Genomic DNA, 24,289 nt, shown 5'->3' with positions numbered 1-24,289 from the left:
CTGATGCCACGCAACTGTGGCAACCATGAGGATAAAAATATGGCTACCACCACCCTTGGGGTCAAACTCGATGACCCGACCCGCGAGCGCCTGAAGGCTGCCGCAACCTCGATTGATCGCACCCCGCACTGGCTGATCAAGCAGGCAATTTTCAATTACCTGGAAAAACTCGAGGGTGGTGCAACCCTGACCGAGCTGAACGGTTTGACCACCAAGGACGCCGACGACGCCGGTGAAGTCCAGAACGATCACGCCCACCAGTGCTTCCTCGAATTCGCTGAAAGCATCCTGCCGCAATCGGTACTGCGCGCTTCGATCACCGCCGCTTACCGTCGCCCGGAGCCGGAAGTGGTGCCAATGCTGATCGAGCAGGCGCGCCTGCCGGCACCGATGGCCGAAGCCACCAACAAACTCGCCGCGTCGATTGCGGAAAAACTGCGTAACCAGAAAAGTGCCGGCGGTCGTGCAGGCATTGTTCAGGGCCTGCTGCAGGAGTTTTCCTTGTCGTCCCAGGAAGGCGTGGCCCTGATGTGCCTGGCCGAAGCGCTGCTGCGCATCCCGGACAAGGGCACTCGCGATGCACTGATCCGCGACAAGATCAGCACCGGCAACTGGCAGCCGCACCTGGGCAACAGCCCGTCGTTGTTCGTCAACGCCGCGACCTGGGGTCTGCTGCTGACCGGCAAGCTTGTTTCCACGCACAACGAAGCCGGCCTGACTTCGTCGCTGAGCCGGATCATCGGCAAGAGCGGCGAGCCGATGATCCGCAAGGGCGTCGACATGGCCATGCGCCTGATGGGCGAGCAGTTCGTCACCGGCGAAACCATCGCCGAAGCACTGGCCAACGCGAGCAAGTTCGAAGCCAAGGGCTTCCGTTATTCCTACGACATGCTCGGTGAAGCGGCGCTGACCGAACACGACGCGCAGAAGTACCTGGCGTCGTACGAACAAGCCATCCACTCGATCGGCAAAGCCTCCCACGGTCGTGGGATTTATGAAGGCCCGGGCATTTCCATCAAGCTCTCGGCCCTGCACCCGCGTTACAGCCGTGCACAGTACGAGCGCGTGATGGATGAGCTGTACCCGCGCCTGCTGTCGCTGACTCTGCTGGCCAAGCAATACGATATCGGTCTGAACATCGACGCCGAAGAAGCCGACCGCCTGGAGCTGTCGCTGGATCTGCTCGAGCGCCTGTGCTTCGAGCCGCAACTGACCGGCTGGAACGGCATCGGTTTCGTGATTCAGGCTTATCAGAAGCGTTGCCCGTACGTGATCGACTACGTGATCGATCTGGCCCGCCGCAGCCGTCATCGCCTGATGATCCGTCTGGTGAAAGGCGCGTACTGGGACAGCGAAATCAAGCGCGCCCAGGTCGAAGGCCTGGAAGGCTATCCGGTCTACACCCGCAAGGTGTACACCGACGTTTCCTACATTGCCTGCGCCCGCAAACTGCTGGCGGTGCCGGAAGTCATCTACCCGCAGTTCGCCACGCACAACGCCCACACCCTGTCGGCGATTTATCACATTGCAGGTCAGAACTATTACCCGGGCCAGTACGAATTCCAGTGCCTGCACGGCATGGGCGAACCGCTTTACGAGCAGGTTGTCGGCAAAGTGTCCGAAGGCAAGCTGAACCGTCCGTGCCGCGTGTACGCACCGGTCGGTACTCACGAAACCCTGCTGGCGTACCTGGTACGTCGTCTGCTGGAAAACGGCGCCAACACTTCGTTCGTCAACCGCATCGCCGACCAGTCGATTTCGATTCAGGAACTGGTGGCCGATCCGGTGGCCCAGATCGAGCAGATGGCGACCGTGGAAGGTGGTTTCGGCCTGCCGCACCCACGCATTCCGCTGCCGCGTGACCTGTATGGCTCCGAGCGCGCCAACTCCAGCGGCATCGACATGGCCAACGAACATCGTCTGGCCTCGCTGTCCTGCGCCCTGCTCGCCACCGCGCACAACGACTGGAAAGCCGCGCCGATGCTCGGTTGCGCTTCCAGCAACGAAGCGCCGGCACCGGTGCTGAACCCGGCAGATCACCGCGATGTGGTCGGTCACGTGCAGGAAGCCACCGTCGAAGATGTCAACAACGCGATCCAGTGCGCCCTTAACGCCGCACCGATCTGGCAGGCCACCCCGCCGGCCGAGCGCGCGGCGATTCTGGAGCGTGCCGCTGATCTGATGGAAGGCGAGATCCAGCCACTGATGGGCCTGCTGGCCCGTGAAGCCGGCAAGACCTTCGCCAACGCCATTGCTGAAGTGCGTGAAGCGGTCGACTTCCTGCGTTACTACGCAGTGCAGGCGCGCAACGATTTCAGCAATGACGCCCACCGCCCACTGGGCCCGGTGGTGTGCATCAGCCCGTGGAACTTCCCGCTGGCCATCTTCAGTGGTCAGGTCGCTGCCGCACTGGCCGCAGGTAACCCGGTCCTGGCCAAACCGGCAGAGCAGACTCCGCTGGTCGCCGCGCAAGCCGTGCGCCTGCTGCTGGAAGCCGGGATTCCCGAAGGCGTGCTGCAACTGCTGCCGGGTCGCGGTGAAACCGTTGGTGCCGGTCTGGTCGGTGATGAGCGCGTCAAAGGCGTGATGTTCACCGGCTCCACCGAAGTTGCGCGTCTGCTGCAACGCAACATCGCGGGTCGCCTCGACAGCCAGGGCCGTCCGATTCCGCTGATCGCCGAAACCGGCGGACAGAACGCGATGATCGTCGACTCCTCGGCACTGACCGAACAAGTGGTGATCGACGTGGTGTCCTCGGCCTTCGACAGCGCCGGTCAGCGTTGCTCGGCACTGCGCGTACTGTGCTTGCAGGAAGATTCCGCAGACCGCGTCATCGAAATGCTCAAAGGCGCGATGGCGGAAAGCCGTCTCGGCAACCCTGAGCGTCTGTCCGTGGACATTGGCCCGGTGATCGACGCCGAAGCCAAGGCCGGTATCGACAAGCACATCCAGGCCATGCGCGACAAAGGTCGCAGCGTGTACCAGGTGGCTATCGCCGACAGCGAAGAAGTCAAACGCGGCACCTTCGTCATGCCGACCCTGATCGAACTGGAAAGCTTCGACGAGCTGCAACGGGAGATCTTCGGACCGGTGCTGCACGTGGTGCGCTACAAGCGCAAGGACATCGACCAGTTGATCGGCCAGATCAATGCGTCCGGTTATGGCCTGACCCTCGGCGTACACACCCGCATCGACGAGACCATCGCCAAGGTGATCGACAACGTCAACGCCGGTAACGTCTACGTCAACCGCAACATCGTCGGTGCCGTGGTCGGCGTGCAACCATTCGGCGGCGAAGGCCTGTCGGGGACTGGCCCGAAAGCCGGTGGTCCGCTGTACTTGTACCGCTTGCTGTCGACCCGTCCTACTGACGCGATCGAACAATCCTTCGCTCGCGGTGATGCAGCCGTCGCCCCGGACGTGCGTCTGCGTGATGCCATGAGCAAACCGCTGAACGCCTTCAAGGCCTGGGCCGAGAGCAACCAGTACGCCGAACTGAGCACCCTGTGCGTGCAGTACGCCGCGCAATCGCAAAGCGGCATCACCCGCGTGCTGGCCGGCCCGACCGGCGAGAAGAACAGCTACGCGATCCTGCCGCGTGAACACGTGCTATGCCTGGCGGACGTCGAAGGCGATCTGCTGACCCAACTGGCGGCGGTATTGGCTGTCGGCGGTTCGGCGGTATGGCCGGAGTCCGACATCAGCAAGGCCCTGTTCGCACGCCTGCCGAAGGAAGTTCAGACGCGGATCAAACGGGTTGCCGACTGGCACAAGGATGAAGTGGTGTTTGATGCGGTGCTGCATCACGGCCATTCCGACCAGTTGCGTGGTGTCTGCCAGCAGATTGCCAAACGTGCCGGTGCGATCGTTGGCGTTCAGGGCTTGTCCCAGGGCGAGACCAATATCGCACTGGAGCGTCTGGTGATCGAGCGGGCGTTGAGCGTTAACACCGCGGCGGCGGGGGGTAATGCGAGCTTGATGACTATCGGTTAAACCCGAGAAGTCAGGCAACCGCAATGGTTGCCTGACAATCAAATCCCAATGTGGGAGCGGGCTTGCTCGCGAAGGCGTTGTGTCAGTCGACATCTCCAGTGACTGATCCACCGCATTCGCGAGCAAGCCCGCTCCCACAGTTGTTTTGGGGAGGTTGTTAAGTCGGTGCTCGGCCCTGACATCACCGCCATCAATCATCCTGTTCAGCCTTTATCAGCAAGCCTAGACTCGGCCCAACCCCAATTTTCAGGTAGGCCGCCATGTCCGAGACGCTGCTCAGTTCCCGCAATCTGGCTTTCGAGCTGTACGAAGTCCTCGATGCCGAGGGCCTGACCCGGCGTGAGCGCTTTGCCGAGCACAACCGCGAGACCTTTGACGCGGCCATCGGCACCGCGCGCAGCATCGCCGAGAAATACTTCGCGCCGCACAACCGCAAGGGCGACGAGAACGAGCCGCGCTACGAGAACGGCCAGGCGATTCTGATTCCCGAAGTCAAACCGGCGGTGGACGCGTTCCTCGAGGCGGGTTTCCTCAATGCCGCGCGAAGCTTCGAAGCCGGCGGCATGCAACTGCCGACGCTGCTGTCGCAAGCCTGCTTTGCGCACTTTCAATCAGCGAACGCGGCGACTACTTCCTACCCGTTCCTGACCATGGGCGCGGCCAACCTGATCGAAAGTTTTGGCAGCGACGAGCAGAAACAGCGTTTCCTGCAACCGATGATCGACGGCCGCTTCTTCGGCACCATGGCCCTGACCGAACCGCACGCCGGCTCGTCGCTGTCGGATATTCGTACCCGCGCCGAGCCGGCGTCCGACGGCACTTATCGGCTCAAGGGCAACAAGATCTTCATTTCCGGCGGCGATCACCCGCTGTCGGAAAACATCGTACACATGGTCCTGGCCAAGCTGCCGGACGCGCCGCCGGGGGTGAAGGGGATTTCGCTGTTCATCGTGCCGAAGTTTCTGGTCAACGATGACGGCAGCCTCGGCCAGCGCAACGATGTGCTGCTGGCTGGGTTGTTCCACAAGATGGGCTGGCGCGGCACCACTTCCACCGCGCTGAACTTCGGCGATAACGGCGAGTGCGTCGGCTATCTGGTGGGCAAGCCGCACCATGGCTTGAGCTACATGTTCCAAATGATGAACGAGGCGCGGATTGGCGTTGGCATGGGTGCGGTGATGCTCGGCTACGCCGGTTACCTGTACTCGCTGGAATACGCCCGCGAACGCCCGCAAGGCCGAGTGCCGGACAGCAAGGATCCGAGCACCGCACCGGTAGCGATCATTCAGCACGCGGACGTCAGACGCATGCTGCTGACGCAAAAATCCTACGTCGAAGGGGCCTTTGACCTCGGTCTGTACGCGGCACGGCTGTTCGATGACACCACAACACTGGAGAACGAAGCCGAGCGCAAACAGGCGCATGAGCTGCTGGACTTGCTGACGCCGATCGTCAAATCCTGGCCGTCGGAGTTTTGCCTGAAGGCCAACGAACTGGCGATCCAGATTCTCGGCGGCCATGGCTACACCCGCGAATACCCGGTCGAGCAGTATTACCGCGACAACCGCCTGAACCCGATCCACGAAGGCACCCACGGCATTCAGTCGCTGGACTTGCTCGGGCGCAAACTGGCGCAGAACGGCGGAGCCGGGCTCAAGCAACTGATCCGCCTGATCGCCAACACCGCCGAGCGCGCGACCGCGTATGAATCGCTGACCGCACTGCGTGAGCCACTTGAGAAACTCGTGGTGCGCCTGCAAGCGGTGACCATCGGCCTGCTGACCGATCTGGCGCAGGGCAAGGTCAACAGCAGCCTGGCGAATTCGGCGCTGTACCTGAAAGTATTCGGGCACACGGTGATTGGCTGGCGCTGGCTGGAACAGGCGATTCGCGCCGAGGAAGGCTTGGCCAAGGGCAATGCGGCAGATGCCGACTTCTATAAGGGCAAGTTGCAGGCGGCGCGGTACTTCCTGACATGGGAAGTGCCGGGTTGCCAGCATGAGCTGGCGTTGCTGGAGGTGCGGGATGATACGTGTCTGGCGATGCAGGATGGGTGGTTCTGATCCGGATTTTTTGTCGCTGCTGATGCCGTCTTCGCGGGCAAGCCCGCTCCCACAGGGTCCTGTGGCGTTCACATATTAAGTGACCTGTCACAAGACCTGTGGGAGCGGGCTTGCCCGCGAAGAGGCCCGAACTGACAACACATCAGCTCAGCTTGAACCCACCCATCTGCCGCGCCAGATCATCCGCCAGCTTCTGCAACATCTGACAATCCTCGCGACACGCTCGAACCTCACCCGCCGTGGCCCGGGCCAGATCGGAAATCCCCTGCACATTGCGGTTGATCTCCTCGGTCACTGCCGACTGCTCTTCCGTGGCCGTGGCCACTTGATGGTTCATGTCGCTGATACGCTCGACCTGCCCGGTAATCGCGGTCAACGACGCGCCGGTACGCTGGCTCGATTCAACCCCGGTGCCGGTCGCCGCTTGCCCGGTGCGCATCGATGACACCGCGTTTTCTGCGCCTTGTTTGAGGCTGCCGATCATCTGCTGAATCTCGTCGGTGGACGCCTGCGTTCTGCGCGCCAAGGTGCGCACTTCATCCGCCACCACGGCGAACCCACGGCCCATATCACCCGCGCGCGCCGCTTCAATCGCCGCGTTGAGCGCCAGCAAGTTGGTCTGCTCGGACACGCCGCGAATCACCGCCAGCACCGAGTCGATCGACGCCACCTGATGCGCCAGCTCACCCACCGCGCCGGCCGCCAGGCCAATCTCGTCGGACATGCTTTCGATATGGCGGATCGAGCCACCGACCACTTCCCGCGCCTGCATTGCTTCATCGCGAGCAGTTTGTGAAGCCAGCGCGGCGTTGCCGGCGTTCTGCGCGATTTCCTGCACGGTCAGGCCCATCTCGTGCACCGCCGTGGCGACCATGTCGGTCATTTCCTGCTGACGGCCGGAGCGTTCGGCGGTGTTCTCGACGACTTTCGCTACTTGTCCCACGGCGGTGCGCAGGCGCTCGCTGGTGGTCAGCACTTCGCCGATCATCCCGCGCTGGCTGTCGAGAAAGCGGTTGAAGCCGCGCGCGAGATCGCCCAGTTCATCGGCGCGGCTGGAATCTAACCGATGGGTCAAATCTCCACCGCCGCTACCGATTGCTACCAGCGCGGCTGTTACCTGACGAATCGGTCGCACCAACCCTTGGGCCAGCCACACCACCAGCGCCAGGCACACCAGTGCCACCGCCAGACCGATGCCGCCGCTCATCCACATCGCCTTGCGGGCTTCGGCGTAGATCTGCGCCTGCGGCACTTCGGCCACCAGCGTCCAGCCCAGATCGCGCAGCGGCAGGCTGAAGGCGAGGAAGTCTTCGCCATCGCGCTGGAAGGAACTGTTAGCGGCAACTTTTTGACCCATGACCGCTTGCGCCGCCGACGCACCGATCTGCTCCGTGAGGGTGCGCTTGCCACTGAACTGCGCCTCGGGATGGACCTGGATCAAACCGTCGGAACGCACGAGATAGACCTTGCCGCGCTCGCCAAAGCTGAAGTTGTGGATCAGCTCCGACAGCTCTTTCATGCTCAGACCCAGCCCCGCGACGCCGACCACTTTGCCGGCCTGCTCGACCTTCAAGTCGATGAACAGCGCCAATTCTCCGGTGGCGCCATCGTTATCGATGTTCAGAGTGCGCGGCTGGTTGCTGTCGAGGAAGGCATAGAACCAGGCATCGGCCGGTTTGGCCCGGCTGAGGGTGCGATCCAGGCCTTTTTCGGTGATGTAGTGGTTGGAGTCGGTGCCGATGATCAACGCGGTGAAAGCTTTATGTTCGGCGCGGATGCCTTCCAGATACTGCGCGAAGGCTGCCGTTTTGCTGCTGTCTTCACCCGAGGCCAGCCAGTCGCGCACCATGCTGTTGCTGGCGATGTCTTTGGCGGCGGTCAGCGGTTGGACGAGGATGCGTTCGATGTCGTTGCGCGTCGCTTCGATGCTCGACGGCAGCGCTTGTTCGACCAGATAGCTCTGGGCGAGGCGGTTGACCACCAGGGTATAAATGCCAACCACGATCAGGATGCTGACCAGCAGGGCGGTGCCCATGCTGAGAATCAGCTGCCATTGAATACTGCGTCGCCACAACTGCATGGAGCACCCCCAAAGAATAAGTGGCCGAAACAATGCAACAGCCGTGCCGATTGTATACAACCTGATCGACAATCTATTCTTTGGTTGTGCGCAACCCCATCAGCCCTGATTGATGGTCTTGGCGATGGTTTCGACCGTGGCGCTGACTTGCTCTTGGTAACGGTCGAGTTCTTCCTGATGCTGCTTCTTCATTTCGATCTGCTGCGAGCACAGGTTCATGGCGGCCAGCACCAGCAAGCGGTCACCGATCAGCGTCGGGTATTTGCGTTTGGTGTCGGCCAGTGCAGCCTTGAGCATCAGTGCGGCATCCAGCAGGGTCTGTTCTTCCCCGGCCGGTGCCTTGATCGAATAGTCCTCCCCGAGAATGGAGATGACTTTTACCCCTGCGGTGCCGTGGTTCATGCGCTGACAGGACCTGCGTTGACGCGATCAACCAGGGCCTGGATGCGCGCTGCGGTGGCGCCGTGCTTCTCTTCCTGTTCCATCAGGCTCAGTTGCAGGCTTTCGTTTTCATCCTTGGCCTGGGCCAGTTCCGTGGACAGGGTCTGGTTGGTTTGCGTGAGGGTCTGGTTCTGTTGCACCAGGTCGCTGACGAGCTGTTCCAATTGGCTGAGGGATGCTTCCAACATTTTGATCTTCCAAGCGTTTTTCAAAGGGCGCGTACGATAAAGAAAAGTCACTGCGGATGCCAGGGTTATACCGGCGCAAGGCCTTGATTTTCCTGGCGGCAGACCGTTCTCGCGAGTTTAAAAGACTGTGATCTGCCGATCTGGTTCCTGCACTTCGTCGCTCAGCCCCATATGCGACAAATACGCACAGTGCCTCAAGACTTTAGTCGTATGACCGATAAGTCATCCATACAGCAGTCTCAGCCCGCATGGATGCGGCCCTTTTTGGTATCCGCGCCATGTCCCTTCGCAACATGAATATCGCCCCCCGGGCGTTCACCGGCTTCGCCCTGATTGGCGGCCTGATGCTGATTCTCGGCGTGTTCGCCCTGAACCAGATGAGCAAAATCCGCGGCGCCGCCGAGGACATCACCAACAGCAGTGTGCCGAGCATCAAGAACCTCGACGAGTTCACGCAGTTGACCTTGCGCCTGCGGGTGCTCTCGTATCGCTTGCTGGTCAACCGCGAGCCGGACGTGCAACAGAAGACCATGGAACTGCTGGACACCCGCAACCAGCAGATCCGCGCCGCCCAATCGGCCTATGAGCCGTTGATCAGCGGCCCGCAGGAACGCGCGGCCTACGACCAATACGTGCAGCTGCTGGGCCAGTACCGCCAGATCGAAGACCGGATGAAAACCCTGTCGCGCAACAATCAAGTGGACGAGTTGCGCAACCTGCTCAACACCGAGTTGCTGAACAACTCCGAAGCGATGAACACCGTGCTCAACCGCCTGATGCAGATCAACGGCGAGCAGATCAGCCAGACCAATCAAGAGGCGGTCGACCAGTATTCCTCGGCGTTCAATCTGGTGGTCACCCTGCTGGTCATCGCCACCGGTCTGACTTTCCTGTTCGCCTGGCTGCTGACCGTCAGCATCACCAAGCCGATCTCCAAAGCGCTGGACGCGGCGGAAACCATCGCCGAAGGCAACCTGACCCAGCCGATCCACGTCGACGGCACCGACGAAGCCGGACGTCTGTTGGCCGCCATGGCCAAGATGCAATCGAAGTTGCGCGACACCTTGCAGCGCATCTCCGGCTCGGCCACGCAACTGGCTTCCGCTGCTGAAGAGTTGAACAGCGTCACAGACGAAAGCGCCCGTGGCCTGACCCAGCAGAACAACGAAATCGAACAGGCCGCCACCGCTGTCAACGAAATGACCAGCGCCGTGGAAGAAGTCGCACGCAATGCGGTGAGCACTTCGGAAGCCTCGAAGAACGCCACCACCTCGGCCGGCGATGGCCGTGACCTGGTACAGGAAACCGTCAGCGCCATCGAACGCATGAGCGCCGATGTGCAGAGCACCGCGACTCTGATCGGCGATCTGGCGAATGAATCCCGCGACATCGGCAAGGTGCTGGATGTGATTCGTGGTCTGGCGGATCAGACCAACCTGCTGGCCCTGAACGCGGCGATTGAAGCGGCGCGTGCCGGTGAAGCCGGGCGTGGTTTTGCCGTGGTGGCGGACGAGGTTCGTGCCCTGGCACATCGCACCCAGCAGTCGACCAGCGAAATCGAACGCATGATCGGCAGCATCCAGAGCGGCACCGAACACGCCGTGGACTCGATGCGCAACAGCACCGAACGTGCCGAATCGACGCTAAACATCGCCCGTGGTGCCGGGATGTCGCTGGACACCATCAACACCGCGATCGTCGAGATCAACGAGCGCAACCTGGTGATCGCCAGCGCCGCCGAAGAGCAGGCACAAGTGGCCCGCGAAGTCGATCGCAACCTGGTGAACATCCGCGACCTCTCGGTGCAATCGGCCACCGGCGCGAATCAGACCAGTGCGGCGAGCAACGAGCTGTCGCGCCTGGCGCTGGATCTGAACAATATGGTTGGGCGCTTCAGCCTGTAAATTTTCAGATCAAGGTCAAAAGCCCCTCACCCCAGCCCTCTCCCAGAGGGAGAGGGGGAAAGGGAGCACATTGGGGGCTTTGCAGATTTTGAGTTCGGCTCGATATTGCAGGTCGGTGTAACTTGAACAAACCCCGCGGTCGGTCCCCTCTCCCTCCGGGAAAGGGCTAGGGTGAGGGTAGCGATCCCCAGCCGAACCCATACCTCAAATCCCATAGCGTAAAAAGCTTTTTGACAGCATCACATTTCAACAGGTTAGAATCGCTGGCACGCAGACTGCATGGTCAGTTTGTGCCCGTCTTTACGCTTCTGGAGTACTGCCTTTGAATGCGACGACCATCAACAGCCTGTTCTTGATCGGCGCGTTGCTGGTAGGTGCGAGCATTCTTGTCAGCTCACTTTCCTCCCGTCTCGGCATCCCCATTCTGGTGATCATCCTCGCGGTCGGCATGACCGCAGGGGTCGATGGCGGCGGGATCATTTTCGATAACTACCCGACGGCCTATCTGGTCGGCAACCTCGCACTGGCGGTGATCCTGCTCGACGGTGGCTTGCGTACCCGGGTTTCGAGTTTCCGCGTGGCCTTGTGGCCGGCGCTGTCGCTGGCGACGGTCGGGGTGTTGATCACCACCGGGCTGACCGGCATGGCCGCCGCGTGGCTGTTCGACCTGAACCTGATTCAGGGCCTGCTGATCGGCGCCATCGTCGGCTCCACGGACGCCGCCGCGGTGTTCTCGCTGCTCGGCGGCAAAGGCCTCAACGAACGGGTGACCGCCAGCCTGGAAATCGAATCCGGCAGCAACGACCCGATGGCGGTGTTCCTCACCGTGACCCTGATCGACATGCTCGCCAGCGGCCAGACCGGCCTGCACTGGAGCCTGCTCGGGCATCTGGTGCGCGAGTTCGGCATCGGTGGCGTGATCGGTCTGGGTGGTGGCTGGCTGATGCTGCAACTGGTCAACCGGATCAACCTCGCCACCGGCCTGTACCCGATTCTGGTGATCGCCGGCGGTCTGGTGGTGTTCGCCCTGACCAACGCCCTGCACGGCAGCGGCTTCCTCGCGGTGTACCTGTGCGGTCTGGTGATCGGCAACCGCCCGGTGCGCAGCCGTCACGGCATCCTGCACATGCTCGACGGCATGGCATGGCTGGCGCAGATCGGCATGTTCCTCGTGCTGGGGCTGCTGGTCACCCCGCATGACTTGCTGCCCATCGCCCTGCCCGCGCTGGGTCTGGCGCTGTGGATGATTCTGTTCGCCCGGCCACTGTCGGTGCTGGTCGGCCTGCTGCCGTTCAAGGCGTTCCATGGCCGCGAGAAAGCGTTTATTTCCTGGGTCGGTCTGCGCGGCGCGGTACCGATCATTCTCGCGGTGTTCCCGTTGATGGCCGGGCTGCCGAATGCGCAGCTGTACTTCAACCTCGCGTTCTTCATCGTGCTGGTGTCGCTGCTGGTGCAGGGCACGAGCCTGCCGTGGGTGGCCAAACTGCTCAAGGTGACGGTGCCGCCGGAGCCTGCGCCGATCTCCCGTTCAGCGCTGGAAGTGCACATCACCAGCGAGTGGGAGCTGTTCGTTTACAAGCTCGGCGCCGAAAAATGGTGCATCGGTTCGCCCCTGCGCGAGCTGAAAATGCCCGAAGGTACCCGCATCGCCGCGCTGTTTCGTGGCCAGCAACTGCTCCATCCGTCGGGTAGTACGGTGCTGGAAGTCGATGATTTGCTGTGTGTGATCGGCCATGAACACAACCTTCCGGCCCTCGGCAAACTGTTCAGCCAGGCGCCTCAACGTGGTCTGGATCTGCGCTTCTTCGGTGACTTCGTACTCGAAGGAGACGCCCAGCTTAAAGCGGTTGCAGCGCTTTACGGGTTGCCGGCCGAGGGCATCGATCCGGACATGACGCTGGGTGCGTTCATTGCCCAGAAGGTCGGTGGTGCACCGATCGTTGGCGACCAGGTGGAGTGGAACAACACCCACTGGACGGTTGCGGTCATGGACGGGAACAAGATCGGCAAAGTGGGCGTCAGATTCCCCGAAGGAAGTCGCCCGGGTCCCGGTCTCTTCCTCTAAACTGCGTCCACTATCACTTGCTTGACCGGTCTCTATGCCTACCCTGCGCTCTTTCTTTTTCGCGGCCCTGCTGGGCCTGAGTCTTTCCGTCGGCCCGCTGTATGCCGCCGAACCACCGTCCAGCGAAGCCGTGCAGGCCAGCCTGGACAAACTGGCCGACAGCAAACTGCCGGATGCCGATAAAAAGACCCTGCAGACGGTCCTGCAAAATACCCTCAATCAGCTCAACAACCGGCGTGACTACGACCAGAAGCTGATCGACCTCAAGCAACAACTGGCCTCCGCCCCGCGGCAGACCATCGAGAACACCCGCGAACTGGCACGCCTCAAGGCCACGGCGGTGGTGCCGATGGCGCAGCGCTTCCCCAGGGAGTCGATCCCGCAGCTGGAGCAGATCCTCACGGATCGCTCGACCCAGCAAAGCGATCTGCAAAAAGCGCTGGCTGATGCCAACAGCCTGATCATCACCGCCCAGACCCGTCCCGAGCGCGCCCAAGCGGAAATCTCCGCCAGCCAGACGCGCATCCAGCAGATCAACACCATCCTCAAGTCCGGCAAGGACAGCGGCAAGACCGTCAGCGCCGAACAACGCGACCAGTTGAACGCCGAACTGGCCGCGCTGAACGCGCTGATCCCGCTGCGCCGTCAGGAACTGGCGGGCAACAGCCAGTTGCAGGATCTGGGCAACAGCCAGCACGATTTGCTCTCGGAGAAATCCGACCGTCTCGACCGCGAGATCCAGGAACTGCAGACCCTGATCAACCAGAAACGTCTGGCGCAGTCGCAGGAAACCGTTACCCAGCAATCGATCGAGGCGCAGAAGGCCGGCGGCAGCAGCCTGCTCGCCAGCGAAAGCGCGGCCAACCTCAAGCTTTCGGACTACTTGCTCAAAAGCACTGACCGCCTCAACGAAGTCACCCAGCAGAACCTGCAGACCAAACAGCAACTCGACAGCCTGACCCAGAGCGACTCGGCCCTCGACGAGCAGATCAACGTGCTCAAGGGCAGCCTGTTGCTGTCGAAGATTCTCTATAAGCAGAAACAGGCGTTGCCACGACTCAAGGTCGACCGCGACCTGGCGGACCAGATCGCCGACATTCGCCTGTATCAGTTCGAAGTCAGCCAGCAGCGCGAACTGCTGAGCAACCCGGCGACCTACGTCGACAATCTGCTCTCCACCCAGCCGCCGGAGCAAGTCACCCCGCAGCTGCGCAGGAGCCTGCTGGAGCTGGCCAATACCCGCGCCGATCTGCTGGAGCGCCTGAACCGCGAACTGAGCGCGGTGCTCAACGAATCGATCACCCTGCAGCTCAATCAGAAACAACTGCTGAGCACCGCGCAAAGCCTGCGCGCGACCCTTGATGAGCAGATGTTCTGGATTCCCAGCAACAAGCCGCTGGACGCCGAATGGCTGCGCGGCGTGCCGGAGCGTCTGCAACGTCAGGTAGACACCCTGCCGTGGGCCTCAAGCCTGAGCGAACTGACCGACGGTCTGACCCAGCGTCCACTGCTGTTCCTGCCGCTGGCCCTTCTGATCGGCGCGCTGCTATGGCGGCGCAAACATCTGTATGCGCGGCTGAACAAGGTTCACCAGGACATCGGTCACTTCAAGCGCGACAGCCAGTGGCACACGCCGCAGGCGATCCTGATCAACATTCTGCTGGCGATGCCGGTAGCCTTGGGTCTGGGCCTGTGCGGTCTGGCCCTGCAAATCGACGCCCGCGGGCAAAACGCCAACATGGGCGCGGCGCTGCTGCAAATGGGCCAGGCGTGGCTGGTGTTCTACACCGCCTACCGGATTCTCGCGCCGGGCGGCGTGGCCGAGTTGCACTTTCGCTGGGAAAAACCGCAGGTCGAATTCCTTCAAGGCTGGGTACGTCGCCTGGGTCTGGTGGTCATGGCACTGGTGGCCGTCGTGGCCGTCGCCGAGCTGCAACCGGCGGCGCTGGCAGACGACGTACTGGGCATGCCGGTGGTGCTGACCTGCTATGCGCTGATGGCATGGCTGCTCAGCCGCCTGTTGATCAGCAGTCCGGCCCATGAAAACGCTTCGCTGTTCCGCAAGGCCGTGGGCATCATGTTCACCCTGCTGCCGATCGCCCTGTTCGTCGCGGTGTGCTTCGGCTACTACTACACCGCGCTGAAACTCAGCGACCGGCTGATCAACACGCTGTACCTGCTGATGTTCTGGCTGGTGATCGAAGCCACGTTCGTGCGTGGTCTGGCGGTTGCCGCACGCCGTCTGGCTTACCAGCGCGCCCTGGCCAAACGCCAGGCCGCGAAAGAGGCCGGCGACGGCGAAGCGGTGATCGAAGAGCCGACCCTGGACATCGAAAAGGTCAACGAACAGTCGCTGCGTCTGATCCGTCTGGCGCTGCTCGGTGGCTTCATCGCCGCGCTGTACTGGGTCTGGGCCGACCTGATCTCCGTGTTCTCGTACCTCGACAACATCACCCTCTACGAATACACCAGCGGCACCGGCGCCAACATGAGCATGGTGCCGATCAGCATCGGCGACATGCTCGGTGCGCTGATCATCATCGGCATTACCTTCGCGCTGGCGCGCAACTTGCCGGGTCTGCTCGAAGTATTAGTGCTGTCGAAACTCAATCTGGCGCAGGGCAGCGCCTATGCGACCACGACGCTGCTGTCTTACGTGATCGCCGGCGTCGGTTTTGTCTCCACGCTGTCGACCCTCGGCGTCAGTTGGGACAAGTTGCAGTGGCTGGTGGCGGCGCTGTCGGTCGGCCTCGGTTTCGGCATGCAGGAGATCTTCGCTAACTTCATCTCCGGCATCATGATCCTGTTCGAACGCCCGGTGCGGATCGGCGACACCATTACCATCGGCAACCTGTCCGGCACGGTGAGCAAGATCCGCATCCGCGCCACGACCATCACCGACTTCGACCGCAAGGACATCATTGTCCCGAACAAGACGTTCATCACCGGGCAACTGATCAACTGGTCGCTGACCGACACCATCACCCGCGTCACCCTGAAACTCGGCGTGGATTACGGCTCCGATCTGGATCTGGTCAAGGAACTGCTGCTCAAGGCCGCCCGGGAAAACCCGCGCGTCCTCAAGGAACCCGAGCCGCACGTGTACTTCCTCAACTTCGGCGAAAGCACCCTCGACCACGAATTGCGCATGCACGTGCGCGACCTCGGTGACCGCAACCCGGTGATCGACGAAGTGAACCGCTTCATCAACCGCGAGTTCAAGAAGCAGCACATCAACATCTCGTTCCGCCAGATGGAGGTGTATCTGAAAAACCTTCACGGCCAGGAATACAAGTTGGTGCCGGTCGAGGACGACAGCAAAACCATCGTACCGATCAGCGGCGAGCAAAAGCCGCTGCAAGAGCCGCCGCCGGCCAAACTCGACTAACCGGTCTAATCCCAGCAGAATGCTCGGACATTCTGCTGGAGCAGGCCCTTGAAAGCCCTCGACGAACTGACCTTCGACAATCGCTTCGCTCGCCTGGGCGACGCGTTCTCCGCCCACGTGCTGCCCGAACCGATCGACAACCCGCGTCTGGTCGTCGCCAGCCCGGCGGCCCTGGCCTTGCTCGATCTCGAGCCGGCGACGGCTGACACTCAGGAATTCGCCGAACTGTTCGGCGGCCATAAGTTATGGGCGGATGCCGAGCCACGGGCGATGGTCTATTCCGGGCACCAGTTCGGTGGCTACACGCCGCAACTGGGCGATGGTCGCGGCTTACTGCTGGGCGAGGTTTACAACAACGCTGGCGAGCACTGGGACCTGCATTTGAAGGGCGCCGGGCAGACGCCGTTTTCGCGCATGGGCGATGGCCGCGCGGTATTGCGTTCGTCGATCCGTGAATTCCTCGCCTCCGAAGCGCTGCACGCGCTGAACATCCCGTCTTCGCGCGCCGCCTGCGTGATTGGCTCCGACACTCCGGTGTGGCGCGAAAAGCAGGAGCGCGCGGCGATGGTGCTGCGTCTCGCGCCGAGCCATGTGCGCTTCGGCCACTTCGAATACTTCTACTACACCAAGCGTCCCGAGCAGCAGAAACAGCTCGGTGAGCACGTACTGGCGATGCACTATCCCGAATGCCTGGAGCAGCCGGAGCCGTATCTGGCGATGTTCCGCGAGATCGTCGAGCGCAATGCCGAACTGATCGCCAAGTGGCAGGCCTACGGCTTCTGTCACGGCGTGATGAACACCGACAACATGTCGATCCTCGGCATCACCTTCGACTTCGGCCCGTTCGCCTTCCTTGACGATTTCGACGCCAACTTCATCTGCAACCACTCCGATGATCAGGGCCGCTACTCGTTCAGCAATCAGGTGCCGATCGGCCAGTGGAACCTCAGTGCCCTGGCCCAGGCCCTGACGCCGTTCATCAGCGTCGAAGCCCTGCGCGAAACCCTCGGTTTGTACCTGCCGTTGTTCCAGGCGCACTACCTCGACCTGATGCGCCGCCGCCTCGGTTTCACCAGCGCCGAAGACGACGACCAGAAACTGCTCGAAGACCTGCTGCAACTGATGCAAAACAGCGGCGTCGACTACACCTTGTTTTTCCGCCGCCTCGGCGACCAGTCCGCAGAGCAAGCCGTCGCCCGCCTGCGCGATGACTTCGTCGACATCAAAGGCTTCGATGCCTGGGGCGAGCGCTACGTGGCCCGGGTTGCCCGCGATGGCGAGAGCGACCAGGCGCAACGCCGCACACGGATGCACGCGGTCAATCCGCTGTACATCCTGCGCAACTACCTGGCACAAAAAGCCATCGACGCCGCCGAACAAGGCGACTACTCCGAGGTTCGCCGGCTGCATGCGGTGCTGAGCAAACCGTTCGACGAACAGCCAGGGATGGAGGGTTATGCCGAGCGGCCGCCGGAGTGGGGCAAGCATCTGGAGATCAGTTGTTCGTCTTGAGGCAGACTAGATGAACACCTCTACAGGCACCTTGAAGTAGTCGGCCAACCAGCGAATTTGCCGCAGGTTCAATTTGCGCTTGCCGTTCAGAATTTCTGAAACAACGGATTGAGTACCCACACCCGGCAGATCGCTTTGAGTCAGACCATGTTCGCGCATCATGTAGCCGAGGACCTCTTCTCCGCTCGCATCGGCCATCGGATGGTGTGTGCGATCCCACTCGGCAATCCAGTCACTGATGATGTCCAGCAGACTCGCGAGTGGGTGCGAGCCATCATCACCGGTTATCTCAAGGATCTCGTCGACGGCCTGAACCAAGGCGTCGTAGTCATCTTCATTTTCTGGCCGACGCAGAGGACGAGGAAAGAAATCCGGATTTTGGTCAGCACCGGAATCTAGCCAAACATTCTCGAAACCAACAAAGTCCCCGGCAAGCGAGTAAATCGCGCGGACATTTAAGTCTTTAACAAACTCGGATCCTTCTAAAAGCTGTGAGAGCGAAAGACGTTTACCCGTTGTGAAGGCCATAGGGATGGAGTCCAAGAGTTATTCCATTCATGTCGGCACAAGATATCAATTGGATCAAATACGGATAATCAGACTCGGCCCCGACGCGCTTAGGTCCTTTCCTTAAGTGACGATGGTAATGACCTACAGACCAATTCCTTGATAATCGCGACTTTGCCTCCAGATCAGACTTATAGACTTCCTGCCCGAGAGCCCATCATGTCTGAACCACTCCTTATCCCCTGCCCCGCCTGCAACGGCCTCAACCGCATCCCCGCCGAACGCCTGGGCGATCAGCCGAAGTGCGGGCGCTGCAAATCCGCGGTGCTGTTAAGCAAGCCGTTCGAACTCAAGCAAGGCGACTACGCCAGCCAGATCAAAGGTGATCTGCCGTTGTTGGTGGATGTGTGGGCGGACTGGTGTGGGCCGTGCAAGTCGTTTGCACCGGTGTTCGAGCAGGCGGCGGCGCAGTTGGCGGCCAAGTGCCGGTTGGCCAAGCTCGACAGCGAGGCCAATCAACAGTTGTCGGCGCAGTTGGGGATTCGTTCGATTCCGAGCCTGATTCTGTTCAAGAACGGTCGGGAAGTGGCACGCCAGAGCGGGGCATTTCCGTTGCCGCAGTTGATGGCGTGGCTGCGTAGCCAGGGCATCTGACCCTCCAGAGAACCCAATGTGGGAGCGAGCCTGCTCGCGAAGGCGTCCGTTCAGTCAACAGAGATGTTGAATGTGCTGGCCTCTTCGCGAGCAGGCTCGCTCTCACAGGAAAATCAGTGGTCTTCGAGCAGGTTGTGCAGCTCAACGAACTGCTGCGTCAGTTTGTGCCGTGGGTCGAGGTGGATCAGCGGGGTGCTGGCCTGGTGCGACTCGCGCATGCGCACCGAGCTGTTCAGGTACACCGGCAGCACCGGCAAGCCCTCGGCAATCAGCTCATCGAGTATCTGCTGCGGCAGGCTGGCCCGGGCCTGGAACTGGTTGACCACGATGCCTTCGACTTCCAGCCCTTCGTTGTGGTCTTCCTTCAACTCTCCGATTTCCGCTAGCAGGCCGTACAGCGCCTGACGCGAGAAGCTGTCGCAATCGAAGGGAATCAGCACACGATCAGCGGCAATCAGTGCCGATACCGCGTAAAAGTTCAGCGCGGGAGGGGTGTCGAGATAAATCCGGTCGTATTCGCCATCCAGCTCATCGAGCAATTTGCGCAGCTTGTTGATCTTGTGCTTGGCCTCAAGCTTGGGCTGCAGATCGGCCAGTTCAGCGGTGGCGGTGATGATGTGCAGGTTGTCGAACGGGGTTTCGTAGATGTCGGCCTGGTTTTTCTTCGAGAACGGCCCCGAAGACAGGGTCTGCTTGAAGAAGTCGGCAATGCCCATCGGTATGTCATTCCCGGTGAGCCCCGTCAGATACTGAGTGGAGTTGGCCTGGGCATCGAGGTCGACCAATAGCGTGCGATAGCCCTCGCTGGCACTCACCGCCGCCAGATTGCAGGCAATGCTGGATTTGCCCACTCCACCTTTCTGATTGAACACCACGCGCCGCATGACAAAACCTCCGTGTATCAAAGAATGACCGAGTGTAGTTGCCTGTGCGTGCGCTTCGCTACCTTCAACGACGCGGACTACAGAGTCAGGCGCAAAAATCAGCGGGAACAGAGGGCAAAAACCTCCCGTGTGCGCTGATAGGCCCGACAGACAAATCCCCCACGATCCGGATAATGGCCAAGTGACAGTTTTTCTGCGAACCACTCAGTACATTTCGTTGAGCAAAACGTAACCAACATTTGCTACACACTCGTCGCACCGGGATAATGCGCGCCACCCGGCGCCAAGCGCCACGTCAGGTCAGCCGCGGCTTTGGCGACTCAAAGCGTCATAAAAGCCCGCAGGGGCGGGATGAACTCCGTGATCAACTTCAACATCGCCCAATGGCGCGCGTGGGCCCCGGGGCTCGACAGCGTGGACGCGTGGCAGGCCTGGAGCCGACAACCGGTCGTGCTCCCGGGCAGCGATGTCGCGCCCGATGTGTCGTTTCTGCCGGCGATGCAGCGCCGTCGGCTCAGCCGCCTGGCGCGCATGGCGTTCAGTGTCGGCTGGCCGCTGGCCGACGGACGGGAGAACCTGCCGCTGGTGTTTGTTTCGCGCCACGGCGAAACCCCGCGTACCTTCGAGATCCTCAGTGATCTGGCCAAGGACGAGCCGTTGTCACCAACCCAGTTCAGCCTGTCGGTGCACAACGCAATCATCGGTCTGTGGTCGATCATGCGCGGCGAAATCAGCGAAATGACCGCCCTCGCGGCGGCGGGCGATGGCCTGGAACACGGCATCCTCGAAGCCGCTGCCCTGCTCGACGAAGGCGCTCCGGCGGTGCTGCTGATCATCACCGAAGAGCAGCCGCCCCAGGCCTATTCGCAGTGGATCGACGACGTCCCGTTCCCTTATGCGCTGGGCCTGCTGCTCACTCCCGGTACCGACTGGCGGCTGACCCTGAACAGCGGCCCGGAGGCACTGTCCAAAACGCAATGGCCACACGCGCTCAATCTGTTGCGCACCCTGCTCGGCCAGCAATCCCATTGCCAACATGCCTGGAAAAATCGTGTATGGACCTGGCAACGCAACCCGTGACCGCGAAGAACCGCGACGCCTATTACTGGCGCTTGCTGGCCACCGCCGCCAGTTTCGCTCTGTTCGGGCTGGGCGGGCTGTGCCTGCGCCTGCTGGTGTTCCCGTTGCTCGGCTATTTGCCGGGAGACGCGCTCAAGCATCGCCAGCGCGCGCGGCAGACCGTCAGTCGGTTGTTCTGGTTTTTCGTGCGGTTCATGGCCCGCACCGGCGTCCTGACCTACGACATTCAAGGGGCGGAACGCCTCGGCCGGCCGGGGCAGATGATCATCGCCAACCACCCGTCGCTGATCGACGTGGTGTTCCTGATCGGCCTGGTGCGCCAGGCCAATTGCGTGGTGAAGAAAAGCCTGTGGGAAAACCCCTTCACCCGCGGCCCGCTGCGCAGCACCGAATACATCAGCAATGACGGCAGCATGGACATGCTCGATGCCGCGGCCGAATCCCTGCAAAACGGCCAGACCCTGATCATTTTCCCCGAGGGCACGCGCACCCAACCCGGTCAGGCGCCAGCCTTTCATCGGGGGGCGGCGGCGATTGCCCTGCGCGGTGCGAAAATCCTTACGCCAGTGGTCATCAAGGTCAATCCGACCACCCTGACCAAGGCCGAACCGTGGTATCGCATCCCTCACCGCCGCGTGCACTTCAGTTTTCGTATCGGGGCCGATATAGATCCACAGACTTTCGCCACGCAAGGCCCTGCACCGCAGGCCTCGCGCAAGCTCAATGATTATTTGCACTCTTACTACATTAAGGAGCTCGCCGAAGATGAGCGATCTGAATAACCCTGGCCTGGTGCGCGACATCAAACTGCTGATCATCGACGCCCTGGGCCTTGAAGACATCAGCGTCGACGACATCGGCGACGAACAGACGCTGTTCGGCGAAGGCCTGGGCCTGGATTCCGTCGACGCACTGGAACTGGGTCTGGCGATCCAGAAAAAGTACGGCATCAAAATCGACGCCGACGCCAAAGACACCCGTAACCACTTCACCAACGTGGCAAGCCTTGCGGCATTCGTCACGGCAAAAAAGGCAGCTTGAGACCGGACCATGCAAACTCGTGACGACATTTTCAACACCCTGCGCGATGCCTTGGTCGAGCTGTTCGAACTGGATCCGGCGCGGATCAGCCTGGAGTCCAACCTGTATCAGGATCTGGAAATCGACAGCATCGACGCGGTCGACCTGATCGATCACATCAAACGCCAGACCGGCAAAAAAATCGCCGCCGAAGAATTCAAATCGGTGCGCACTGTCGGTGACGTGGTCGAGGCGGTCTACCGTCTGGTTCAACCGGCCGCATGAGCCGATTGATCGGCCTCGGCCTGCTGTTGGCGGGGCTGCTGTACCCCTTTGCGGTGTATTTCGGCATGGAGCACTTCGCCCCGTGGCAGTTCGGACTGCTGCTGGGCGGCCTGTGGCTGGCGCGCGCACTGACCGGCGAGCGCAAGCCCGGCAGCCGCTGGATGGCCTGTGTGGCGATCGTGTTCTGCCTGCTGCTGGCGCTGTTCGACAGTCCGCTGTTGCTGCGCTGGTATCCGGTGTTGATCAGCGGCTTCATGCTGGTGCTGTTCAGCCTGAGTCTGAAATACGGGCCGCCGATGGTCGAGCGTCTGGCGCGACTGCGCGAGCCGCACCTGCCGCCCGAGGCGATCCGCTACACCCGCCAGGTCACCATGGCCTGGAGCGTGTTTTTCTTCTGCAACGGTTTGTGCGCCGCGCTCCTGACCCTGTGGGCGCCGCTGCATTGGTGGATGTTGTACACCGGCCTGATCTCCTACGGATTGATCGGCCTGATGTTTGCCATTGAATGGCTGATACGACAACGGGTAAGAGGCCGTAAATGAACTGGATAAAACTTGAGCAACTGTTGCTCAAGGCCCTGCCGGAGCGCGCGATCAGCGCCGCCCCGGCGCTCGACCACACACAACTGCGCGAGCAGGCGCTGAGCGTTGCCGCCGGCCTGCAGGCACGCGGCGTGCAGCGCATGGCGGTACATCTGGAAGATGCCGCTGACCTCGCCATCGCCCTGCTCGGAGCCTGGCGCGCCGGCGTCGCCGTCCTGCTGCCCTCCGACCTGCAAGCGCAGACCCGCCAGCGCTGGTCGAGTGAGGTCGATCTGTGGTTGAGCGATCACCCCGATGATGCTCACTTTAGCGATCTGCTGCAGCCTGCCTTGACCGGCGCCGAACTCGATCTCGAGCAGTGCCGCCTGAGCCTGTGCACCTCCGGCTCCAGCGGTGAACCCAAGCGCATCGACAAGACCCTGCGCCAACTGGCCAACGAGGTCGAAGCACTGGAGCAACTGTGGGGCGCGGATCTCGGTGAAGCCTGGATCATCGGCAGCGTCGCCACCCAGCACATCTACGGTTTGTTGTTCCGGGTGCTGTGGCCGCTGTGCGCCGGACGTCCGTTCGGGCGCAAGCAACTGGCATTCTCGGAAGACCTGCAGCGCGCCAGCCGCGAACACCCGGCCTTCGCCTGGGTCGCCAGCCCGGCGCTGCTCAAACGCATGGGCGACAACCTCGACTGGCCGGCCCTGAGTGCCGTGCGCCGGGTGTTTTCCTCCGGCGGTGCGTTACCGGCAGACGCAGCACAGAGTCTGCAGCAACGCCTGCACCAGTGGCCGACGGAAATCCTCGGCAGCTCGGAAACCGGTGGCATCGCCTGGCGTCAGGGCGCCAGCCTGTGGCAGCCCTTCGCCGGGGTTGAACTGAGTCAGGACAGCGACGGCGCCCTGCTGATCGCTTCCCCCTATTTGCCCGCCGGGCATGTCGAACACACCGCCGACGCCGCGCGCATCGCTGCCGACGGGCGTTTCGAACTGCTCGGGCGGCTGGACCGCATCGTCAAACTCGAAGAGAAACGTATCTCCCTGCCGATGCTGGAACAGGCGCTGATCGCCCACGACTGGGTCGCCGAAGCACGCCTGGGCGTGGTTCAGGAAAACCGCGCGGTGCTGGGTGCCTTGCTGGTGCTCAGCGACGCGGGCCTGTTTGCCTTGCGTGAACAGGGCCGTCGCAGCCTGACCGAAGCCCTGCGCAAACACCTGAGCCAGCATTGCGAAGCCCTGGCCTTGCCCCGGCGCTGGCGTCTGGTGCGGCAACTGCCGCTGAACAGCCAGGGCAAGCTGCCGCAGGCCGACATCGAAGCGCTGTTGCTGGCGCCACGGCCGAAAGCCCCGGAAGTGCTGGAACAGGTCGAGACCGACGGCGAGTGGAGCCTGCAATTGAGTGTTCCGCCGGACCTGGCCTACTTCAGCGGTCACTTCCCCAAGGCCCCGGTGCTGCCCGGCGTGGTGCAAGTCGAATGGGCTCTGAAACTCGGCCGACACCTGCTGAACCTGCCCGGCAAATTTGCCGGCATGGAAGTGCTGAAATTCCAGCAACTGGTGCGCCCGGGCGATGAAGTCCAGCTACACCTGCGTTTCGATCCCGAACGCGGCAAGCTGTATTTCGCCTACCGCAACGACACCGCGACCTGCTCCAGCGGGCGAATCCTGCTAGGAGCCGCCGATGCATAACCTGTGG

The 24,289-nt window shown here is 61.7% G+C and carries 18 protein-coding genes and 1 pseudogene; 14 read left to right on the top strand and 5 right to left on the bottom strand.

Going from position 1 to position 24,289, the window contains the following annotated elements; all coding sequences use genetic code 11:
* The first annotated feature begins 39 nt into the window (after window positions 1-39).
* Both putA and ACVHNU_RS27365 read left to right on the top strand, forming a co-directional pair.
* Window positions 40-3,993: a trifunctional transcriptional regulator/proline dehydrogenase/L-glutamate gamma-semialdehyde dehydrogenase gene (gene putA, locus ACVHNU_RS27370; RefSeq protein WP_473018656.1), complete on the top strand. Its 3,954-nt coding sequence runs from the start codon at window positions 40-42 to the stop codon at window positions 3,991-3,993.
* A 260-nt stretch (window positions 3,994-4,253) separates the two neighbouring features.
* Complete coding sequence (locus ACVHNU_RS27365; protein WP_473018655.1) at window positions 4,254-6,056, top strand: acyl-CoA dehydrogenase; 1,803 nt, start codon at window positions 4,254-4,256, stop codon at window positions 6,054-6,056.
* A gap of 142 nt (window positions 6,057-6,198) precedes the next feature.
* On the opposite strand, the gene ACVHNU_RS27360 is transcribed toward ACVHNU_RS27365, so the two are convergent.
* The 3 genes from ACVHNU_RS27360 to ACVHNU_RS27350 form a co-directional block, all read right to left on the bottom strand.
* Window positions 6,199-8,136 (bottom strand): methyl-accepting chemotaxis protein, encoded by a 1,938-nt coding sequence (locus ACVHNU_RS27360; RefSeq protein ID WP_473018654.1) that lies wholly within the window; start codon window positions 8,134-8,136, stop codon window positions 6,199-6,201.
* Between the two features lie 99 nt (window positions 8,137-8,235).
* Window positions 8,236-8,538 carry a cell division protein ZapA gene (locus ACVHNU_RS27355; RefSeq protein WP_003220971.1) on the bottom strand — a complete coding sequence of 101 codons (303 nt, stop codon included), beginning with the start codon at window positions 8,536-8,538 and terminating at the stop codon, window positions 8,236-8,238.
* Window positions 8,535-8,765: a hypothetical protein gene (locus ACVHNU_RS27350; protein WP_003220969.1), complete on the bottom strand. Its 231-nt coding sequence runs from the start codon at window positions 8,763-8,765 to the stop codon at window positions 8,535-8,537. The genes ACVHNU_RS27355 and ACVHNU_RS27350 overlap by 4 nt, the downstream gene beginning before the upstream one ends.
* Before the next feature lie 248 nt (window positions 8,766-9,013).
* Here ACVHNU_RS27350 and ACVHNU_RS27345 point away from each other — a divergent pair.
* From ACVHNU_RS27345 to selO, 5 genes and pseudogenes are all read left to right on the top strand, one after another.
* Window positions 9,014-9,766: pseudogene (locus ACVHNU_RS27345) on the top strand (MCP four helix bundle domain-containing protein); the annotation flags it as partial.
* A gap of 30 nt (window positions 9,767-9,796) precedes the next feature.
* Window positions 9,797-10,669: a methyl-accepting chemotaxis protein gene (locus ACVHNU_RS27340; RefSeq protein WP_371917813.1), complete on the top strand. Its 873-nt coding sequence runs from the start codon at window positions 9,797-9,799 to the stop codon at window positions 10,667-10,669.
* A 322-nt stretch (window positions 10,670-10,991) separates the two neighbouring features.
* Window positions 10,992-12,734, top strand: coding sequence for a potassium/proton antiporter (locus ACVHNU_RS27335; protein ID WP_003220963.1), 1,743 nt, complete (start codon window positions 10,992-10,994; stop codon window positions 12,732-12,734).
* Window positions 12,735-12,768: 34 nt separating this feature from the next.
* Window positions 12,769-16,122, top strand: a complete 3,354-nt coding sequence (gene mscK / locus ACVHNU_RS27330) for a mechanosensitive channel MscK (protein ID WP_473018653.1) — start codon at window positions 12,769-12,771, stop codon at window positions 16,120-16,122.
* A gap of 48 nt (window positions 16,123-16,170) precedes the next feature.
* Window positions 16,171-17,634, top strand: coding sequence for a protein adenylyltransferase SelO (selO, locus tag ACVHNU_RS27325; RefSeq protein WP_473018652.1), 1,464 nt, complete (start codon window positions 16,171-16,173; stop codon window positions 17,632-17,634).
* Between the two features lie 6 nt (window positions 17,635-17,640).
* Here the strand turns inward: selO and ACVHNU_RS27320 are convergent, their stop codons facing one another.
* On the bottom strand, window positions 17,641-17,988 hold the full coding sequence (locus ACVHNU_RS27320) for a helix-turn-helix domain-containing protein (RefSeq protein WP_473020105.1): 348 nt from the start codon (window positions 17,986-17,988) through the stop codon (window positions 17,641-17,643).
* A 372-nt stretch (window positions 17,989-18,360) separates the two neighbouring features.
* Here ACVHNU_RS27320 and trxC point away from each other — a divergent pair, with 372 nt between their 5' ends.
* Window positions 18,361-18,795 (top strand): thioredoxin TrxC, encoded by a 435-nt coding sequence (gene trxC / locus ACVHNU_RS27315; protein ID WP_473018651.1) that lies wholly within the window; start codon window positions 18,361-18,363, stop codon window positions 18,793-18,795.
* A gap of 113 nt (window positions 18,796-18,908) precedes the next feature.
* Here trxC and ACVHNU_RS27310 read toward each other — a convergent pair whose 3' ends face one another.
* Entirely contained in the window at window positions 18,909-19,679 is a 771-nt protein-coding gene (locus ACVHNU_RS27310; RefSeq protein WP_103485568.1) for a ParA family protein, read from the bottom strand.
* 351 nt (window positions 19,680-20,030) lie between these two features.
* Here ACVHNU_RS27310 and ACVHNU_RS27305 point away from each other — a divergent pair, with 351 nt between their 5' ends.
* From ACVHNU_RS27305 to ACVHNU_RS27280, 6 genes are read left to right on the top strand one after another with little or no spacing between them, the layout of a single operon-like run.
* Window positions 20,031-20,759: a beta-ketoacyl synthase chain length factor gene (locus ACVHNU_RS27305; RefSeq protein ID WP_473018650.1), complete on the top strand. Its 729-nt coding sequence runs from the start codon at window positions 20,031-20,033 to the stop codon at window positions 20,757-20,759.
* Window positions 20,735-21,541 (top strand): lysophospholipid acyltransferase family protein, encoded by an 807-nt coding sequence (locus tag ACVHNU_RS27300; protein WP_103521131.1) that lies wholly within the window; start codon window positions 20,735-20,737, stop codon window positions 21,539-21,541. The genes ACVHNU_RS27305 and ACVHNU_RS27300 overlap by 25 nt, the downstream gene beginning before the upstream one ends.
* Entirely contained in the window at window positions 21,525-21,800 is a 276-nt protein-coding gene (locus ACVHNU_RS27295) for a phosphopantetheine-binding protein (protein ID WP_003220949.1), read from the top strand. The genes ACVHNU_RS27300 and ACVHNU_RS27295 overlap by 17 nt, the downstream gene beginning before the upstream one ends.
* A gap of 9 nt (window positions 21,801-21,809) precedes the next feature.
* Window positions 21,810-22,064, top strand: coding sequence for an acyl carrier protein (locus tag ACVHNU_RS27290; RefSeq protein ID WP_003220947.1), 255 nt, complete (start codon window positions 21,810-21,812; stop codon window positions 22,062-22,064).
* The gene (locus ACVHNU_RS27285) at window positions 22,061-22,606 is read left to right on the top strand and encodes a COG4648 family protein (protein ID WP_473018649.1); all 546 of its coding nucleotides are present in this window, start codon (window positions 22,061-22,063) and stop codon (window positions 22,604-22,606) included. Before ACVHNU_RS27290 ends, ACVHNU_RS27285 begins: the two co-directional genes overlap by 4 nt.
* On the top strand, window positions 22,603-24,282 hold the full coding sequence (locus ACVHNU_RS27280) for an ApeI family dehydratase (RefSeq protein ID WP_473018648.1): 1,680 nt from the start codon (window positions 22,603-22,605) through the stop codon (window positions 24,280-24,282). Before ACVHNU_RS27285 ends, ACVHNU_RS27280 begins: the two co-directional genes overlap by 4 nt.
* Window positions 24,283-24,289: the final 7 nt, after the last annotated feature.

The sequence above is a fragment of the Pseudomonas sp. Ors-4-3C genome, assembly GCF_055755035.1.
Note: the sequence above shows the minus strand (reverse complement) of the source record. Positions and strands in the feature narration are given on the sequence as shown.

What these genes read in the sequence shown, in the direction of transcription:
- ACVHNU_RS27305 (WP_473018650.1), top strand. Translation starts at nt 20,031, where the DNA reads ATGAACTCCGTGATCAACTTCAACATCGCCCAATGGCGCGCGTGGGCC.
- ACVHNU_RS27285 (WP_473018649.1), top strand. Translation starts at nt 22,061, where the DNA reads ATGAGCCGATTGATCGGCCTCGGCCTGCTGTTGGCGGGGCTGCTGTAC.
- mscK (WP_473018653.1), top strand. Translation starts at nt 12,769, where the DNA reads ATGCCTACCCTGCGCTCTTTCTTTTTCGCGGCCCTGCTGGGCCTGAGT.
- trxC (WP_473018651.1), top strand. Translation starts at nt 18,361, where the DNA reads ATGTCTGAACCACTCCTTATCCCCTGCCCCGCCTGCAACGGCCTCAAC.
- ACVHNU_RS27365 (WP_473018655.1), top strand. Translation starts at nt 4,254, where the DNA reads ATGTCCGAGACGCTGCTCAGTTCCCGCAATCTGGCTTTCGAGCTGTAC.
- ACVHNU_RS27300 (WP_103521131.1), top strand. Translation starts at nt 20,735, where the DNA reads ATGGACCTGGCAACGCAACCCGTGACCGCGAAGAACCGCGACGCCTAT.
- ACVHNU_RS27295 (WP_003220949.1), top strand. Translation starts at nt 21,525, where the DNA reads ATGAGCGATCTGAATAACCCTGGCCTGGTGCGCGACATCAAACTGCTG.
- ACVHNU_RS27360 (WP_473018654.1), bottom strand. Translation starts at nt 8,136, where the DNA reads ATGCAGTTGTGGCGACGCAGTATTCAATGGCAGCTGATTCTCAGCATG.
- ACVHNU_RS27355 (WP_003220971.1), bottom strand. Translation starts at nt 8,538, where the DNA reads ATGAACCACGGCACCGCAGGGGTAAAAGTCATCTCCATTCTCGGGGAG.
- ACVHNU_RS27340 (WP_371917813.1), top strand. Translation starts at nt 9,797, where the DNA reads ATGGCCAAGATGCAATCGAAGTTGCGCGACACCTTGCAGCGCATCTCC.
- putA (WP_473018656.1), top strand. Translation starts at nt 40, where the DNA reads ATGGCTACCACCACCCTTGGGGTCAAACTCGATGACCCGACCCGCGAG.
- ACVHNU_RS27290 (WP_003220947.1), top strand. Translation starts at nt 21,810, where the DNA reads ATGCAAACTCGTGACGACATTTTCAACACCCTGCGCGATGCCTTGGTC.
- ACVHNU_RS27280 (WP_473018648.1), top strand. Translation starts at nt 22,603, where the DNA reads ATGAACTGGATAAAACTTGAGCAACTGTTGCTCAAGGCCCTGCCGGAG.
- ACVHNU_RS27310 (WP_103485568.1), bottom strand. Translation starts at nt 19,679, where the DNA reads ATGCGGCGCGTGGTGTTCAATCAGAAAGGTGGAGTGGGCAAATCCAGC.
- ACVHNU_RS27350 (WP_003220969.1), bottom strand. Translation starts at nt 8,765, where the DNA reads ATGTTGGAAGCATCCCTCAGCCAATTGGAACAGCTCGTCAGCGACCTG.